This window comes from Shewanella sp. FJAT-51649 (genome assembly GCF_019457435.1).
Taxonomy (GTDB): Bacteria; Pseudomonadota; Gammaproteobacteria; order Enterobacterales; family Shewanellaceae; genus Shewanella; species Shewanella mangrovisoli.
In genome coordinates this window covers 1,785,854-1,802,265 of record NZ_CP080411.1, presented here as the reverse complement: position 1 = coordinate 1,802,265, position 16,412 = coordinate 1,785,854, and the positions used below count along the sequence as shown (strand labels likewise).

Here is a 16,412-nt window from a genome sequence, read left to right as displayed (position 1 = left end):
TAGCGCCAAGCTCAATCTTCGTACCTAGTTAAATCCAAGATAATGCGCGCCAATCACCAGCACACTTGAGACCAACATCAGCAGCAACATAAAACGCCAGACAAATTTCAGCCAGTTGCCCCAATCGACGCGGCATACACCAAGGGTCGCCATCAAGGACGCTGAGGTGGGCACTATGATATTGGTGAGACCATCACCGAGTTGAAAGGCCAATACCGCTACCTGGCGCGTTACACCGACGATATCAGAGAGAGGTGCCATCAGTGGCATAGTCAATGCGGCCTGCCCTGATCCTGAGGTCACAAAAAAGTTGAATACGGATTGAAATAACAACATAAACCACGCCGAGAGTGCATCCGGCAGATGGCCAATCACCCCGCCTGCGCTGTTCAGAATCGAATTAAGCACACTCGGTTCAGTCGGAGCACCGCCGCCAAGGAGCAGTAAAATCCCCGAGGCACATCCCACTAAAAGAGCTGGCTCTAACATAGTTTTAGCGCCATCCTTAAAACTCTGCGCCACCTTGTTAAGCGTTAAGCCATTGAGCTTAAACACGCAGCCAATGACGCCGGCCACCATACCCATGGTAAAAAACTGACTAGCGATCTCGGGGATAAACCACGCCTTTGCCACAACGCCCCAAATCACCCACACCATAGTCAACACTAACAACAGCAGCACCAACACATCCCCAAGATTAAAGCGGCTCTCGAGCTGAGTATTGGCATGGTGCTCACGGAAATAAGCATCGGACTGATAACTATGGGAGAGACTGGGTTGCTGCTGAATACGATGGGCGTAACGCATGGTAAAAACAATGCCAAGCAAAGTGAATCCAAGCCACATTGGGAAGCGAAACTCACTGCCTGAAAGAACCGGGATCCCCGCAATCCCTTGGGCAATCGCCACACTGAAGGGATTCATCCAAGAACTGGCAAAACCAATTTGGGTTGCCACATAGGTCACCATCACAGTGGTGATACCGTCATACCCTAAACGGATCATGAGTGGGCAGATGATAATCGCGAAGGCAATGGCCTCTTCTCCCATGCCAAACACGGCGCCGCCTAAGGAAAACAGCGTAAATATCACCGGAATGAATAACTTTTCATTGCCACGGGTTTTATCGATTAACTTTAAGATGCCGTTATCTATGGTGCCAGTGGCCATCACCACCCCGAAAGAGCCGCCAATCACTAGCATAAACATGATCACGCCAATCGCGCTGCCCCATTTAGACCCCGAGGTTAGGCCCTCAAAGGCGAAGTTAAAAAAGCCTACCCCGCCCTCGCCTTTAAACAGTGCCACGGGTTGCAACTTAGGTTCGCCCGCATCATCCAATTGATAGGCAAAAGAATTAGGATCGACGACAGTCCGCGCTTTATCGACGCCATCGGCCAGATAATGCACCTCTTGGGTTTGAAACGAGCCGATGGGGATAAAGTACGTCATTAATCCCGCAAGTAATGCCACAAAAAAGATGATCACTAAGGTATCGGGCATTTGAAAGGCTGAGAGAGTATGTGAAGCGGATGGTGCCATAGCAGTCTGAGCTGCTTCTGTTGGCTGAGCCGTCGAGGGTGGCGTCGTCATAGATGCGCCATTTTATGTCAAACAGAAAAGGCCGCACTATAAACTAAAGCGCTGTAAATCAGTACATAAAATCTTCATTCGCTTACATGAATACGCAAAATGCTTACATCTATCACAAACAGCTAATCTGCATAAAAAAGCGTTTTACTGCGAATGCAGCACAAAAAAGCCCAGTAACACTGGGCATTTTTATAAGCCTAAGGCAAGCAGTCACTCAAGGAGCACTTATCCCAAATCTAAGCGACTGACTCTATATGTCACTTTGTTGACTTTTAGTTACTTACTTTCTTGGCTATTTTTCGCCTTTTCAGTATGCAGTGGCGATGCAAAAAAGTGCGGTTGATGGGATTTTTGCGGATCGGGTAAGGCAATTTGGCCCTGCTCAATCCACCAATAACCGAGGCCAACGATCACACCGCCGCCGACAATGTTTCCTAAGGTCACGGGAATTAAGTTATTGAATACAAAGTTTGCCACGGTTAAATCGGCAAATTGTTCTTGGGTCACACCTAAAGAAGCAAAAAACTCAGGGCTGGCGACCGACTGAATAGTGATCCCAAGCGGCACCATAAACAGGTTTGCGATACTGTGTTCAAAGCCACTGCTGACAAACATGGCTACCGGGAGGATCAGTAAAATCGCTTTAGTTAGGGATTCGCGGCTAGCGAAGGTCATCCAAATACCCAGGCATACCAACATGTTACATAAAATACCTAAGCTAAATGCTTGTACCCAAGTATGGTGTAACTTATGTTGCGACACTTTTAACGCATTTAAGCCCCAGTTACCGCCATCGAGCTCATATAAGCCAGCCGCCATGATCAAGCCAACCATTAACATGGCGCCGACAAAGTTGCCGATATACACGCGGCTCCAGCATTTGAGCAATTCACTGGTGGTCACCTGCTTTTGCGCCCATGCAACGCTGCTCAGCACCGAGCTGGTAAACAGCTCACCACCACAAATCACCACCAAAATTAAGCCTAAGCTGAAGGCAATCCCACCTACTAGGCGCACTAAGCCCCAAGCGCTATCACCCGCACCCGTGGTTACTGTCAGATAAAACACAAAGGCTAAGGCAATAAAAGCGCCTGCAAAGACCGCTAAACCAAAGGATTGCCAAGGCGCCTTAACCACTTTGCTTTTACCGTAAATTTCGGCTTGGTGATAACAGCTAAAGTGCGAAGAAACCTGTATTGGCTCATGGCCAGTCGAGGATGTTTGTGGAGCATTAGCGTGTGAGTCTTTCATAACTGTACTCCCAAAGCCGATAAACAAACGCGAACTTGCAACATAGGTCTCTCCTACAGCGCCCAAGCGCAGATCAAACCAATCAACATTTACATTAAGACTTGCTTAAATGATGACTCACTAAAGTCACGCTTTGTAACATACAAATCGCATTAGCCGTGAAGCAGAGTTTGCCAAAGCGTGATGTTATTCACAGGTAGAATGTAAAAATTTTGAAGCCATAAACACAAAAGGTTAATTGGTCATACCAATTATAAACACCTTTCACCTATTTACCATGTCACTTTTGAATATCATTTTTAGGTAAGATGAAGCAGATTTAACCTTACATAAGGCGAGTGTCCGTAATCAAGATGACGGCTTGTGGACGACGCCACTGTTCGCGCTGCATTCATTTGAAGAGAAACAATCATGTTTCCTATCCCCTCAAACCAAACGCTTTCATACTGACTTATTTTCCGTCAAATGCCCTACCACCGCCTAGCATCCTGTATAAACCAGCCTTTTACGACGACTGTTTTATCAGGCCAAAGACCGCCTAAATCGTAAACAATTAAAATCAATCGATACGGTGATAGCTTTCGTCGGTTAAAAGCGCGACAGTCAATCAAATAAGCGATGACATTGGCTGCTAATGGGCCAGCAAAAGCGTGCTTTAAACCTTATTGTGCTAAAAAAATGCTACCTTGCTAGCAAATTTGCGATTAACCGGGCACAAACTCGCCCGTTTAAGATGCGAGAGTATAAGAGCTATGCTAATATGCTCATGGATAATTGGTCTTACCAATTTATAAAAAGAGTTATCGATAACCGATAATCCAAGTTAAACGAATATTTGTCATCTTATCGGGTATCAATAGACAGACACTTGGCGCGATAAATATCCCCAAGTTCCAGTTCCCATCATAGGGCGTCATCTTGAAGGGAGCTTTAATCAGGAAATAGCGATTGGCCTATACTCAACATGGTTTGCCCCATGAGCGCCAATGACCTTTATCTCAACCAAAAGGTATTAGTACGATGACCGACAAAACTGAACTGTTTGCCAACGCATGGGAAGGTTTTACCCCTGGCGATTGGAAATCTGAAGTCAATGTACGTGACTTTATTCAACAAAACTATGCTCCCTATGAAGGTGACGAGTCATTCCTAGCCGGTGCCACCGAAGCCACAACCCAGTTGTGGGACAAAGTGATGGAAGGCATCAAGCAAGAAAACCGCACCCACGCGCCAGTTGATTTCGATACTAAGATGGTCTCTACCATCACTTCCCATGACGCGGGTTATATCAATAAAGATTTAGAAACTATCGTTGGTTTACAAACCGATGCGCCGCTCAAGCGCGCTATGTTACCTAACGGTGGTATTCGCATGGTTGAAGGCTCATGTGCCGCTTACAACCGCGAACTCGACGCCGATGTAAAATACATCTACTCAGAACTGCGTAAAACCCACAACCAAGGCGTATTCGACGTCTACACCCCAGAAATCATGGCATGCCGTAAATCCGGCGTATTAACTGGTTTACCCGATGCCTATGGTCGTGGTCGTATTATCGGTGACTATCGCCGCGTAGCGCTGTACGGTATCGACTTCTTAATGAAGGATAAATTTGCCCAGTTCAGCTCACTGCAAGCGCAGTTTGAAGCTGGCGAAGATTTATCTAACGTTATCCAACTGCGTGAAGAAATTGCCGAGCAGCACCGCGCTCTAGGTCAAATGAAGACCATGGCCGCTAAATACGGTTTCGATATTTCTCGCCCAGCCGCTAACGCCAAAGAAGCGATTCAATGGACATATTTTGGTTACTTAGCCGCTGTGAAGAGCCAAAACGGCGCGGCAATGTCTTTAGGCCGTACCTCATCATTCCTCGATATCTACATCGAGCGCGATCTGAAAAACGGCACCATCACTGAGCAACAAGCTCAAGAAATGATTGACCATTTCGTGATGAAACTGCGTATGGTGCGCTTCCTACGTACTCCAGAATACGATGAGTTATTCTCAGGCGATCCTATTTGGGCAACTGAATCTATCGGCGGTATGGGCTTAGATGGCCGTACACTGGTAACCAAATCTAGCTTCCGTTTCTTAAACACCTTATACACTATGGGCCCAAGCCCAGAGCCAAACATCACTGTGCTCTGGTCTGACAAACTGCCTGTAGGCTTTAAGAAGTACTGCGCGAAAGTGTCTATCGACACTAGCTCTATTCAGTACGAAAACGATGACTTAATGCGCCCAGATTTCCAATCTGACGATTACGCTATCGCTTGCTGCGTGAGCCCAATGGTTGTGGGTAAACACATGCAGTTCTTCGGCGCCCGTGCAAACTTGGCAAAAACCATGCTGTACGCGATTAACGGCGGCGTTGACGAAAAACTGAAAATCCAGATCGCCCCTAAAGCTGACCCAATCACCGACGAAGTGTTGAACTTCGATGACGTGATGAATCGTTTAGACGACCTGATGGATTGGTTAGCGACGCAATATGTCACTGCGCTAAACTCTATTCACTACATGCACGACAAGTACTCCTACGAAGCTGCGCTAATGGCGCTGCACGACAGAGACGTTCGTCGTACCATGGCTTGTGGTATCGCAGGGCTTTCAATCGCAGCCGACTCACTGTCAGCCATCAAGTACGCTCAAGTTAAACCTGTACGTGATGAAAACGGCATTGCCGTCGACTTTGAGATCAGCGGTGATTATCCAAAATTTGGTAACAACGACCCACGCGTCGACGATATCGCCTGTGACTTAGTTGAACGTTTTATGTCGAAGATCCGCGACCGTAAAATGTACCGCAACGCTATCCCAACTCAGTCAATTCTGACCATTACCTCTAACGTGGTTTATGGTAAGAAAACCGGTAACACGCCAGACGGTCGCCGTTCAGGTGCGCCATTTGCACCGGGTGCAAACCCAATGCACGGCCGTGATGAGAAAGGCGCTATCGCCTCGTTAACCTCAGTGGCAAAACTGCCTTTTGCCCACGCACAGGACGGTATCTCTTACACCTTCTCCATCGTGCCTAATGCCTTAGGTAAAGATGAAGACGGTCGCCGTACTAACCTCGCGGCGTTGATGGACGGATATTTCGCCCACAACGAAGGACATGAAGGCGGTCAACACTTGAACGTTAACGTGATGAACCGTGAAATGCTTGAGGATGCGGTCGTTAACCCTGACAAGTATCCGCAACTGACCATCCGGGTATCGGGTTACGCAGTGCGCTTTAACTCTTTGACCCCAGAGCAGCAGCAAGACGTGATCACACGTACTTTCACAAAAGGTCTGTAAGCTAAATTAGGTAAGGCTGTAGTACAATGTACTACAGCCTCACTTATTTCAACAGGAGTCACAATGGCAGTTACCGGTCGGATCCACTCAGTGGAATCCTTTGGCACAGTGGATGGTCCAGGCATACGGTTTATCACCTTTATGCAGGGCTGTTTAATGCGCTGTCAGTATTGTCATAACCGTGATACTTGGGATCTTGATGGTGGCAAAGAAGTACAGGTCGACGAGTTAATGAGCCAAATCATTAGCTACCGCCCCTTCCTCGATGCCAGCAACGGCGGTGTGACCGCCAGCGGTGGCGAAGCCATATTACAGGCGGAGTTTGTCGCCGAACTCTTTAAAGCCTGTAAGAAAGAAGGCATTCATACCTGTTTAGATACCAACGGCTTTGTGCGTAAGTACACGCCAGTGATTGACGAGCTACTCGATAATACCGATCTGGTGTTGCTCGATATCAAACAAATGAATGACGATAAACACATTGAACTGACTAAGGTCAGTAACCACAGAACGCTGCAATTTGCCGAGTATCTCGCCAAACGCAATCAACCTACCTGGATACGTTATGTGGTTGTGGGTGGATTTACCGACGATGAAGCTTCGGCATTACAACTGGCCGAGTTTATCAAGCCCATGAAGAATATTGAAAAAGTTGAACTCCTGCCCTACCACGAGCTGGGTAAACACAAGTGGGAAGCGATGGGAGAAACCTATCAACTCGATGGCGTCGCCCCACCGAGTCGCGACACCATGGAAAAAATTAAAGCCGTGTTTAGCTCACAGGGGATTAATGCGGTGTATTAAGACGCCAAGGGAGGCTTAAAGCTCCTCCCAATAACTGGCATCTAAGCGCTCAAAGGCTATTTTTAAGATGAGCGCCATATCAAGGTAACACGCCTTAGCGCCCAAGGATTGGCAATGAATGCCCATGGCAGACAATTTCGCACTCAACTGATTACTCCAGTCGAACAGCGATAAAGGTAATGGATGGCGCGCACGCCAGCCTAACCACAATAAGCCCTGCAACGGCAGGCTAATAAAGAACAACGCGATTGTGAGGGCTTGGGGTAAAAACGCCCAACCATAGGTATAAATTTGACTCACACTCGCCAAAATCGCCAGCACTGGCATCACCAGAATGGCAAGCTGAGTGGCGCGTACCACCCGATACTCAGGAAAATACAAACCCAGTTGTCTAACCATAGGCCACGTCTTCATATAACGACGACCGTCACCTAAGGTTTTGAGAATATTGATACTCAATTTTAGACACCTACAACAGAGGAACACTGCTTTTACCATAGCACAATCTGGCACTGCGCCCCAAGACTGTGATGGCAAATTACGCAAGCGTTCCCAAGATTTTGAATCGTTAACTTAAACACAATGGCAAAAGGTTTACACATGTCTAATAAACTGGTTTTAGTACTCAATTGCGGTAGCTCTTCACTCAAATTTGCCGTCATTGACGCGCAAACAGGTGACGATCAGATCTCTGGCCTAGCCGAGTGTTTTGGCTTAGAAGACTCGCGCATAAAATGGAAAATCAACGGTGAAAAGCATGAGTCCTCTTTAGGTGCATTTACCGCTCACCGCGAAGCCGTTGAATTTATCGTCAATAAAATTCTTGCTGGTCAACCTGAATTAGCCGCGCAAATTCAAGCCGTGGGTCACCGTATCGTACACGGTGGTGAGAAGTTCACCCGCTCTGTGATCATCGACGAGCATGTGATCAAAGGTATTGAAGAATGTTCTTCACTGGCGCCATTACATAACCCTGCGCACCTTATCGGTATTCGCGCGGCCATTGCGTCTTTCCCTAAACTGCCACAAGTGGCGGTGTTCGATACTGCATTCCATCAAAGCATGCCTGAGCGCGCTTTTATCTACGCCCTGCCATACAAGCTGTACCGTGAGCACGGTATCCGCCGCTATGGTATGCACGGCACTAGCCACCTGTTTGTGAGTCGTGAAGCCGCTAAAGTGTTGAACAAGCCTTTAGAAGAAACCAATGTGATCTGCGCGCACTTAGGTAACGGCGCCTCTGTGACTGCGGTTAAAGGCGGTAAGAGTGTTGATACCTCAATGGGACTGACGCCGCTCGAAGGTTTAGTCATGGGCACACGCTGTGGCGACCTCGACCCCTCTATCATCTACCACTTAGTGCACCAACTCGGTTACACGCTGGAAGAAGTCAACAACCTGATGAACAAGCAAAGTGGTTTGCTCGGGATTTCTGAGCTGACCAACGATTGCCGTGGCATCGAAGAAGGTTATGCAGATGGTCACAAAGGCGCGACCTTAGCACTGGAAATCTTCTGCTACCGTCTGGCGAAATATATCGCCTCTTACACTGTGCCGCTCGGTCGTTTAGATGCCGTAGTCTTTACCGGTGGTATCGGCGAGAACTCCGACATCATCCGCGAGAAAGTGCTCAACATGCTGCAAATCTTCAATTTCCATGTAGATAGCGAGCGTAACAAAGCGGCCCGCTTCGGCAAGAAAGGCATCATCACCACAGACAACAGTACCGTTGCCATGGTCATCCCCACCAACGAAGAGTGGGTTATCGCCGAAGATTCGATTAAACTCATTACAAAATAATAAGATGATTCAAGCCGTTTGCTCTGCCAAACGGCTTTGTTATTAGCGACCTACAGCTAAACAAACACAAGCAAAGCAGCAGAGACGACTCACTCTGCCAAAAACCATCGAACTTAGAGGTTTTTATGTCTCGAAATATCATGTTAATCCCCATAGGCACAGGAGTTGGCCTGACCTCCTTAAGCCTAGGTATGGTGCGCGCATTAGAGCGCCACGGGGTAAAAGTCCAATTCTTTAAACCCATTTCCCAGCTGCGTCCGAATGATAATGGCCCAGAGCGCTCTACCACGATTTTAAGCAAATCGCCCACGGTCAATCCGTTAGAGCCCTTCGATATGGCCCATGCCGAAGCACTGATCCGCGCCGATCAAACCGATGTGCTAATGGAGCAAATCATTGCCCGCGCCGCAGAATGCGCCAGCAATACCGAAACCCTGATCGTTGAAGGTCTAGTGCCAACCCGTAACCATCCCTTCGCCGATGATGTGAACTACGCTATCGCCAAGGCAATGGACGCGGACGTGATTTTCATTGCCACCCCCGGCAGCGACACGCCAACTGGCCTGATGAACCGCCTCGAAATTGCCTACAACTCCTGGGGCGGCAAAAACAACAAACGTCTCATTGGTGCCGTGATCAACAAGATTGGCGCACCAGTGGACGATGAAGGTCGCGCGCGCCCTGACTTATCGGAAGTGTTCGATCATCAAGGCGTACAACGCTCTGATGCGTCCATCATGTTCCAAATGCCAGGTAAGAGCCCACTGCGCATCTTAGGTAGCGTGCCTTACAACCTCGATTTGGTTGCACCACGCGCATCGGATCTGGCTAAGCATCTACGTGCCCGCATTCTCAATGCCGGCGAGATGAACACCCGCCGCCTACGTAAAGTCACCTTCTGCGCCCGCAGCTTGCCCAATATGGTCAACCACATTAAGACAGATTCACTGCTAGTGACTTCAGGCGATCGCTCCGATGTGATAGTGTCAGCGTGCCTCGCCGCCATGAACGGCGTGAAGATTGGTGCCCTGCTACTGACGGGTAGCTACGAGCCAGAGCCTGAAATTCTGAAACTGTGTGAACAGGCCTTCGAGACAGGTTTACCGGTATTCCTCATCGATACAAACACTTGGCAGACTTCATTAAACATCCAACGCTTCGACCACGAAGTGCCAGTGGATGATGCGGTACGTATCGATTTAGTCCAAGAATACGTCGCTAGTCATATCGATCAGAGCTGGATTGAAAGCGTGACCAAAAACTCCCCTAGGGAACATCGCTTATCACCCCCAGCGTTCCGTTATAAGCTCACCGAACTTGCGCGCGCCGCCCACAAAACCGTGGTGCTGCCAGAGGGTGATGAACCACGTACCATCAAGGCCGCCGCGATTTGTGCCGAACGGGGTATTGCACGTTGCGTGCTGTTAGGTAAAAAAGATGAAATTCAACGTATTGCAGCACAGCAAGACGTTGTTCTGGGCGAAGGCGTTGTGATTGTCGACCCCGATGAAGTACGCGATCGCTATGTTGAACCAATGCTCGATCTGCGTCGCAGCAAAGGCTTGACTGAAGTCGTTGCCAAAGAGCAATTAGAAGACAACATGGTGCTCGGCACTATGATGCTGGCGCAAAACGAAGTCGATGGTATCGTCTCTGGCGCGGTAAACACCACGGCCAATACGATTCGTCCGCCGCTGCAGCTGATCAAAACCGCACCGGGTTCTAGCCTTGTTTCTTCCATCTTCTTTATGTTGATGCCAGACCAAGTGCTGGTTTACGGTGACTGTGCTATTAACCCCGATCCAAACGCCGAACAACTGGCCGATATCGCCATTCAATCGGCAGAATCTGCCAAGGCCTTCGGTATCGAACCAAGAGTGGCGATGATCAGCTACTCAACCGGTAACTCAGGTACTGGTTCGGATGTGGATAAAGTGCGTGAAGCGACCCGTATCGCGAAAGAAAAACGTCCTGATCTGGTTATCGACGGTCCACTGCAATACGACGCGGCCGTGATGCCAAACGTGGCTCGCTCTAAGGCGCCTAACAGCCCTGTTGCGGGCCAAGCGACTGTATTTGTGTTCCCAGATCTCAACACGGGTAACACCACCTACAAAGCAGTACAGCGTAGTGCTGACCTCATCAGTATTGGCCCCATGCTGCAAGGCATGCGTAAGCCTGTGAACGACTTATCCCGCGGCGCCTTAGTGGACGATATTGTCTACACTATCGCACTGACGGCTATTCAAGCGTCACAAAACGATGCCAGCAAAGCCTAATTTGCTCAGCTAAAACTATACAAAAAGCATCACAAAAAAGCACTGACCTGTTCAGTGCTTTTTTATTTCAGAAGGGAAAGGATCACAAAAAACGGACAGCATTAAACGCTTAAAATATCCTCAAAAGATCATAAAAATGCTGTTTGGGGAATTCACACGCTGTGAATAGACTGGGAAAATCTAAGAAAATATCCACAAGGAAATGGCTGGAGAACGGCATCATAGAAAAGCGTCACTTTTTAACCAGCAACAAAAAACATATGTAATCAGCCACTTAAAAATTATCCCTCTAGTCTTCAACATAGTTTTCCACAGATTCTGTGGATAACCTAATGAAGTCATCCTTTCAGATATGCCACAGGCGGCCGATCCGAGTCAAGTCATTTTCGGCAGTGACCACCATCATTACAAAACTTGAACATGGCCGCTAAAATCGCGATACTCATGACAAATTCCTATAACGAAAAGCCATGAGAACCTTATTTTTTCTTTCATTCCTGTTTTTGTTTGGTTGTGGCGATGCCTCAGATAAAGAGCAGCACGTGCTCACTCCCGAAGAGGTGAGTCTCGGCTTTTTTAGCGCCATTTATGTTGACCGAGATGTGGAGAAGGCCAAGTTATATGTCGATGCTCCACTCAAAGAAGTCCTAACCCACTATTACATCGCCGCCGCGGTGCAGCGCAATATGCTCGGCCTGTCGATGACCAATGTCGAAATGGAAATTGATGATATTGATATCGACTTTTTCCGCAAGTTCACCAAAGACGTCATAGTGGTCGTTAAGATGAAGGGCTTAAAGGGTGGACAGCCTTGGATTGATGACAGAACGCTGCGGCTGCATAAGATTAGCGGCAAGTGGATTATCGTTGAGATCATGCCTGAAAAACGTAAGGTGAATGGTTAAACGGTGTATCACTCTCTTTCAGCTTGATATCCAAAATCAGATAAAAAAATCGCAACCCTAGGGTTGCGATTTTTTTGTGCTTGTATTTGTTACTTCAGACTCAGAATCCGCACTGTAAACTATAGGTTTACAGGACTTAGACCGCTTCTTCTTCGCTCTGTGCAGGTAGTGACGTCATTACGTCATCTTTAACTTGGTAGTAAGCGTTTTCGTATTCATGAACTTCCATAACAACTCCTGCTCGATTTTGTAAGGTCGCAAAGGCATGCCGTTCTATGCTGACATTTTGCCCATGAGGAAAGGGAATTTCCGTGGCGCAGAGTATACCAAAGCCAGATCAATAATTACAGAAAACTTTCAGTTTTGTTTCGATGTAAAAGATAAAAACGGTTTTTGACGCTAAAAAAGGCGTCAAACCGTATCTCAAAGTGAAAGCCTTTCAGTTGATATAGCCTAATGCACTAAAGAGCGCGGGCTTACAAACAAAGAATCTAGGAAGACGGGCACAAACTGCTATCAATTAAGTAATGATGCGAGTAGGAGGTCGATATGAATGCCATCATTGAGTTTGAAGCCGCAAAACTCACCACCTTATTCAGCCACGGCGATATCTTGGGGATCCATATGTTTATGGAGCAAATGAATATCCCGCTCGATGTGCAGGATAAACTCTATGCTGAAATTTCTGCGCTTAAGCACTTAGATCCACACAATGTCAGTCTCGCCATTGAACATCATGGGCAATCGCAACTCTCAGAGCGGTTAAGCTATTAACTGGCTAGTTAAGTAAAGATGGGATAAGGCGCGAAGCTACATCATGAAGCGCCATCATAAAGCCTCTTTAGGTCTTATGATGGCGTTCATGACAGGGTTTTATGACGGCTTTTATGATGGCATTTTATGACCAGAGCGCTTACGCCTTTAAGCGGTAACGCAGCACCTTTAATGATTTCTCCTCAGAGACATCAACAAAGGCGGCGGGATTGGCTAAGCGCTCAAGGTATTCGAGTGCAGGCGCGGCGTCTTCGACCTGCTGACGTAAAAACTGGGTATCGAGTTCCGGCGCATTTAAACAGAGTAGCACTTCGGCATTCTCGGCTAACAACTCTGGTAAATGCCTGATCAAACGCACATAATCCTTAGTCGCCACGAAACTGCCCTTTTGATTACTCGGCGGATCGGCAACCACTATGTCATAGGGTCCTAACTTGCGTAACTTACCCCATGACTTAAAAATATCGTGCCCTAAGAAGCGTGCACCCGCACTAAAGCCATTCAGCAGATGGTTCTGCTTGCCTATGGCTAACGCCCCTTTACTCATGTCCATGTTCACTACTTCATCGGCGCCGCCCTGTAGCGCCGCCACCGAGAAACCACAGGTATAAGCAAACAAATTCAGCACTTTCTTATGGCGAGCATGGGCTCTGACCCATTCACGGCCATTAGCCATATCGAGGAACAAACCGTGGTTTTGTCCCCGCAATAAATGCACCTGAAACTGGGCGCCATTTTCGCTGACCACATGGGGTTCGGGCACCTCACCCGCAAGTACTTGGCTAAAGGTTTCGCCACCGCTGCGGTATTGATACACCAAGTTTAACGGCCGATTGGGCTGTATCACTTGCCAACGCGCCGTAATCGCCTGTTGGCACTGGGTCAACTCGGCCGCATCGAGGGGAGTAAAACTGGTCAATAACAACACGGGCGCGAACCAATCTAAACAAAGATGTTCGCAGCCAGGGTAATAACCGCCGCGGCCATGGAATAATCGCGTGGCATCTTCCCCGACCTCTATCGTCGCCAGTGCTTCTATAAAACGTTGCATTATCTACTACTTATTATCTGTTGAATGGGTATCGACAGGTTCAGAAATCGGAGCGGTGCTTGTCGATTGGCCCACCAGTTTATCATCCACATCGTCGGATAATAAAATGGCTAACCAGCTACCACTCTTGCTGGATTCGAGGGCGATTTTCACCACCATGGTTAAAGGAACCGACAGCAACATGCCGACCGAACCCAGCAACCACCCCCAAAAGATTAATGATAAAAACACCACTAAGGTAGAGAGCCCAAGACCGCGGCCCATAAATTTAGGCTCAACCACGTTGCCCATCACCATATTGGCCCCAACGTACAGCAGCGCAGTTCCGCCCGCCGCTGCGGGGCCTAATTGGATAAAGGCTAACAACACGGCGGGAATGGCCGCAATAATCGAGCCGATATTGGGGATATAGTTGAATAAAAAGGCAATAACCGCCCAAAGCAGCGCGTAATCCACGCCGATAAACGCGAGCCCAACACCGACAATCAAGCCCGTCGCTAAACTGACTAAGGTCTTGATCACCATATATTGATTCACCGATTGCAGAAAACGGTCAATCTGCTGCAAACGCATGTCGGGATCGTCCAGTGCCAAGTGCAGTTTTTTCGGCAGAGACTGCGCCTCAAACAACATAAAGACGATGGTCAAGATGATCAGGAACAAATTCGCCATCACATTGCCGACACCCGAGAGCATATTGGTGGTCATAGACAGCGCCATGCCAGGGTCGAAATAGGCCAGCACTTGATCCTTAGAGATTTGAATATTCAGCGCCTGCAACTTATGCAGCACCCAGGAAAACTGCTCCACCAGCTGATCGCGATATTGTGGCAACTGCTTAGAAAACTCATTAATCGAGCTGCCTACCAGAGAAGCGAGCCATAAGCCCATCAACACGATAAAACCCATCAACAGGATCACGGCGAGCCATTTAGGTACGCGGTATTTGGTCATCAAGCCAATCGCCGGATTACAGATCACCGCAATAAAACTGGATAGCACAAAGGGAACAACAATCGGGCTGGCGGCCTTTATCCCTGCCAAAATAATCACCACAAAGGCCATGACGGCAAAACCTTTGTAAGCGGCAGACGGCGTATTGGAACGTGTCATGGCGTAAAAATCCTTCTTGATCTTAGATAAAGTTGTTAGGCTAGCCCAAGAAAAGTCTCAAACTCAATCACCTAAGCCATAAAACTAGATTGTCATTATGAAACCAGAAACCGCGATTATACGCATTAAAAACTTAAGACTGCGCACTTTTATCGGTATAAAAGAAGATGAAATCCAAAATCGGCAGGATGTGATCGTCAATGTCGTCATCCACTACTGTGCCGACAAGGCGCGCAACAGTGATAATGTCGACGATGCGCTGAATTATCGTACTATCACAAAAAAAATCATTGAGTTGATTGAAAACAATCGCTTCTCACTGCTCGAAAATCTCACCAGCCAGACATTAGCCATCGCCAGCGAGCATCCTTGGGTCGAATTTGCCAGTGTCGAAATCGATAAACCCCACGCCCTGCGCTTTGCCGATTCGGTATCGATGGAGTTGTGTTACCAAAAACAGCAATAAAGTGATCCCCGCACGCCCGTTATCGTATATTGCTTATAATCAAAGAAAACCATCAACCAAGGACTCGACGATGAAGATATTGATAACGGGAGCAAGTGGGTTTATTGGTCAGCAATTAGTCGCCCATTTAGCCAATCAGCATGAATTGGTCTTGCTCACCCGCCACCCCGGCAGCAGCCGGCAACTATTAGGCCCGCAGCACCAATATCTCAGCAACTTAGACGAAATTGATGATTTAAATCATATCGATGCAGTGATAAATCTTGCCGGTGAGCCGATTGTTGCTAAACGTTGGAGCGCGCAGCAAAAACAGCGCATCTGCGATAGTCGCTGGAATACCACAGCGCGACTGAGCCAACTGATTTTACACAGCTGCACCCAGCCCAAGGTGATGATAAGTGGCTCTGCCATCGGTTTTTATGGCCGCCAAGGCGCCATCCCCATCGATGAAACCGCAGCCCCACACCCCGAATTTAGCCATGATATTTGTCAGGAATGGGAGCGACTCGCGCTACAAGCCGCCACCAAAACCCGCGTCTGCATCCTACGCACGGGTATCGTGCTTGGCCATGGCGGCGCACTCGCAAAGATGTTGCCGCCATTTAAATTAGGACTGGGTGGACCGATAGGCCACGGCTGCCAGGGCATGAGTTGGATACACATTCAGGATATGGTGGCGCTGATAGACTTCTTACTCAACCATGACGAATGCGAGGGCATTTTCAATGCCACCGCGCCCAATCCTGTCAGTAACGCCGAGTTTGCCACCACCTTAGGCCGAGTGTTAAATCGCCCGACCTTTATCACTACCCCAGCCGCTATGCTGCGACTCGCCATGGGCGAAATGGCGGAATTACTTATCGAAGGACAATTTGTGCTGCCCAAACATGCGCTCGATGCGGGATTTAACTTCCGTTTTGAGCGGCTCGAACCTGCGCTCAGGGATGTACTCGCGAGTTAATAGTTTTTTCGACTCCAGCATTTTCGGTAACTGGCTTGAGAATAAAATGTTACCAAGCGCAGATTCGAGGGTTAACGCCATGCTGAATAATGGCTTGAAAATCAGAGATAAA

At 48.1% G+C, this 16,412-nt stretch carries 13 protein-coding genes; 8 read left to right on the top strand and 5 right to left on the bottom strand.

What is annotated here, in order from left to right; genetic code table 11:
* Positions 1–24: 24 nt before the first annotated feature.
* On the bottom strand, positions 25–1,593 hold the full coding sequence (gene yfcC, locus K0H59_RS08140; protein ID WP_220055204.1) for a putative basic amino acid antiporter YfcC: 1,569 nt from the start codon (positions 1,591–1,593) through the stop codon (positions 25–27).
* 276 nt (positions 1,594–1,869) lie between these two features.
* Positions 1,870–2,844 (bottom strand): formate transporter FocA, encoded by a 975-nt coding sequence (gene focA / locus K0H59_RS08135; RefSeq protein WP_011716602.1) that lies wholly within the window; start codon positions 2,842–2,844, stop codon positions 1,870–1,872.
* Between the two features lie 1,020 nt (positions 2,845–3,864).
* Between focA and pflB the strand changes: the two genes are divergently transcribed.
* Positions 3,865–6,147, top strand: coding sequence for a formate C-acetyltransferase (pflB, locus tag K0H59_RS08130; protein WP_220055203.1), 2,283 nt, complete (start codon positions 3,865–3,867; stop codon positions 6,145–6,147).
* A 63-nt stretch (positions 6,148–6,210) separates the two neighbouring features.
* A complete protein-coding gene (gene pflA, locus K0H59_RS08125) occupies positions 6,211–6,951 on the top strand; it encodes a pyruvate formate lyase 1-activating protein (protein WP_011716600.1) in 741 nt (246 codons plus the stop codon).
* Between the two features lie 15 nt (positions 6,952–6,966).
* Here the strand turns inward: pflA and yfbV are convergent, their stop codons facing one another.
* On the bottom strand, positions 6,967–7,410 hold the full coding sequence (yfbV, locus tag K0H59_RS08120; RefSeq protein ID WP_083757889.1) for a terminus macrodomain insulation protein YfbV: 444 nt from the start codon (positions 7,408–7,410) through the stop codon (positions 6,967–6,969).
* 141 nt (positions 7,411–7,551) lie between these two features.
* On the opposite strand from yfbV, the gene ackA reads away from it, so the two are divergent.
* From ackA to K0H59_RS08100, 4 genes are all read left to right on the top strand, one after another.
* Positions 7,552–8,751, top strand: coding sequence for an acetate kinase (ackA, locus tag K0H59_RS08115; RefSeq protein WP_011622273.1), 1,200 nt, complete (start codon positions 7,552–7,554; stop codon positions 8,749–8,751).
* A 125-nt stretch (positions 8,752–8,876) separates the two neighbouring features.
* Positions 8,877–11,030, top strand: coding sequence for a phosphate acetyltransferase (gene pta, locus K0H59_RS08110; protein ID WP_088212125.1), 2,154 nt, complete (start codon positions 8,877–8,879; stop codon positions 11,028–11,030).
* A gap of 470 nt (positions 11,031–11,500) precedes the next feature.
* Positions 11,501–11,935 carry a hypothetical protein gene (locus tag K0H59_RS08105; RefSeq protein ID WP_220055202.1) on the top strand — a complete coding sequence of 145 codons (435 nt, stop codon included), beginning with the start codon at positions 11,501–11,503 and terminating at the stop codon, positions 11,933–11,935.
* 549 nt (positions 11,936–12,484) lie between these two features.
* On the top strand, positions 12,485–12,709 hold the full coding sequence (locus K0H59_RS08100) for a hypothetical protein (RefSeq protein ID WP_088212127.1): 225 nt from the start codon (positions 12,485–12,487) through the stop codon (positions 12,707–12,709).
* 139 nt (positions 12,710–12,848) lie between these two features.
* Here K0H59_RS08100 and K0H59_RS08095 read toward each other — a convergent pair whose 3' ends face one another.
* Both K0H59_RS08095 and K0H59_RS08090 read right to left on the bottom strand, forming a co-directional pair.
* The gene (locus K0H59_RS08095; protein ID WP_220055201.1) at positions 12,849–13,760 is read right to left on the bottom strand and encodes a class I SAM-dependent methyltransferase; all 912 of its coding nucleotides are present in this window, start codon (positions 13,758–13,760) and stop codon (positions 12,849–12,851) included.
* A gap of 6 nt (positions 13,761–13,766) precedes the next feature.
* Positions 13,767–14,873 carry an AI-2E family transporter gene (locus K0H59_RS08090; protein WP_220055200.1) on the bottom strand — a complete coding sequence of 369 codons (1,107 nt, stop codon included), beginning with the start codon at positions 14,871–14,873 and terminating at the stop codon, positions 13,767–13,769.
* Positions 14,874–14,970: 97 nt separating this feature from the next.
* On the opposite strand from K0H59_RS08090, the gene folX reads away from it, so the two are divergent.
* Both folX and K0H59_RS08080 read left to right on the top strand, forming a co-directional pair.
* Entirely contained in the window at positions 14,971–15,339 is a 369-nt protein-coding gene (gene folX, locus K0H59_RS08085) for a dihydroneopterin triphosphate 2'-epimerase (RefSeq protein WP_011622266.1), read from the top strand.
* Positions 15,340–15,409: 70 nt separating this feature from the next.
* Positions 15,410–16,300, top strand: coding sequence for a TIGR01777 family oxidoreductase (locus tag K0H59_RS08080; protein WP_220055199.1), 891 nt, complete (start codon positions 15,410–15,412; stop codon positions 16,298–16,300).
* Positions 16,301–16,412: the final 112 nt, after the last annotated feature.

Bases quoted from the DNA above. Each gene is read 5' to 3' on its own strand.
- K0H59_RS08105 (WP_220055202.1), top strand. From the start codon at position 11,501: ATGAGAACCTTATTTTTTCTTTCATTCCTGTTTTTGTTTGGTTGTGGC.
- K0H59_RS08090 (WP_220055200.1), bottom strand. From the start codon at position 14,873: ATGACACGTTCCAATACGCCGTCTGCCGCTTACAAAGGTTTTGCCGTC.
- K0H59_RS08080 (WP_220055199.1), top strand. From the start codon at position 15,410: ATGAAGATATTGATAACGGGAGCAAGTGGGTTTATTGGTCAGCAATTA.
- K0H59_RS08100 (WP_088212127.1), top strand. From the start codon at position 12,485: ATGAATGCCATCATTGAGTTTGAAGCCGCAAAACTCACCACCTTATTC.
- folX (WP_011622266.1), top strand. From the start codon at position 14,971: ATGAAACCAGAAACCGCGATTATACGCATTAAAAACTTAAGACTGCGC.
- K0H59_RS08095 (WP_220055201.1), bottom strand. From the start codon at position 13,760: ATGCAACGTTTTATAGAAGCACTGGCGACGATAGAGGTCGGGGAAGAT.
- focA (WP_011716602.1), bottom strand. From the start codon at position 2,844: ATGAAAGACTCACACGCTAATGCTCCACAAACATCCTCGACTGGCCAT.
- yfcC (WP_220055204.1), bottom strand. From the start codon at position 1,593: ATGACGACGCCACCCTCGACGGCTCAGCCAACAGAAGCAGCTCAGACT.
- ackA (WP_011622273.1), top strand. From the start codon at position 7,552: ATGTCTAATAAACTGGTTTTAGTACTCAATTGCGGTAGCTCTTCACTC.
- pflB (WP_220055203.1), top strand. From the start codon at position 3,865: ATGACCGACAAAACTGAACTGTTTGCCAACGCATGGGAAGGTTTTACC.
- pta (WP_088212125.1), top strand. From the start codon at position 8,877: ATGTCTCGAAATATCATGTTAATCCCCATAGGCACAGGAGTTGGCCTG.
- pflA (WP_011716600.1), top strand. From the start codon at position 6,211: ATGGCAGTTACCGGTCGGATCCACTCAGTGGAATCCTTTGGCACAGTG.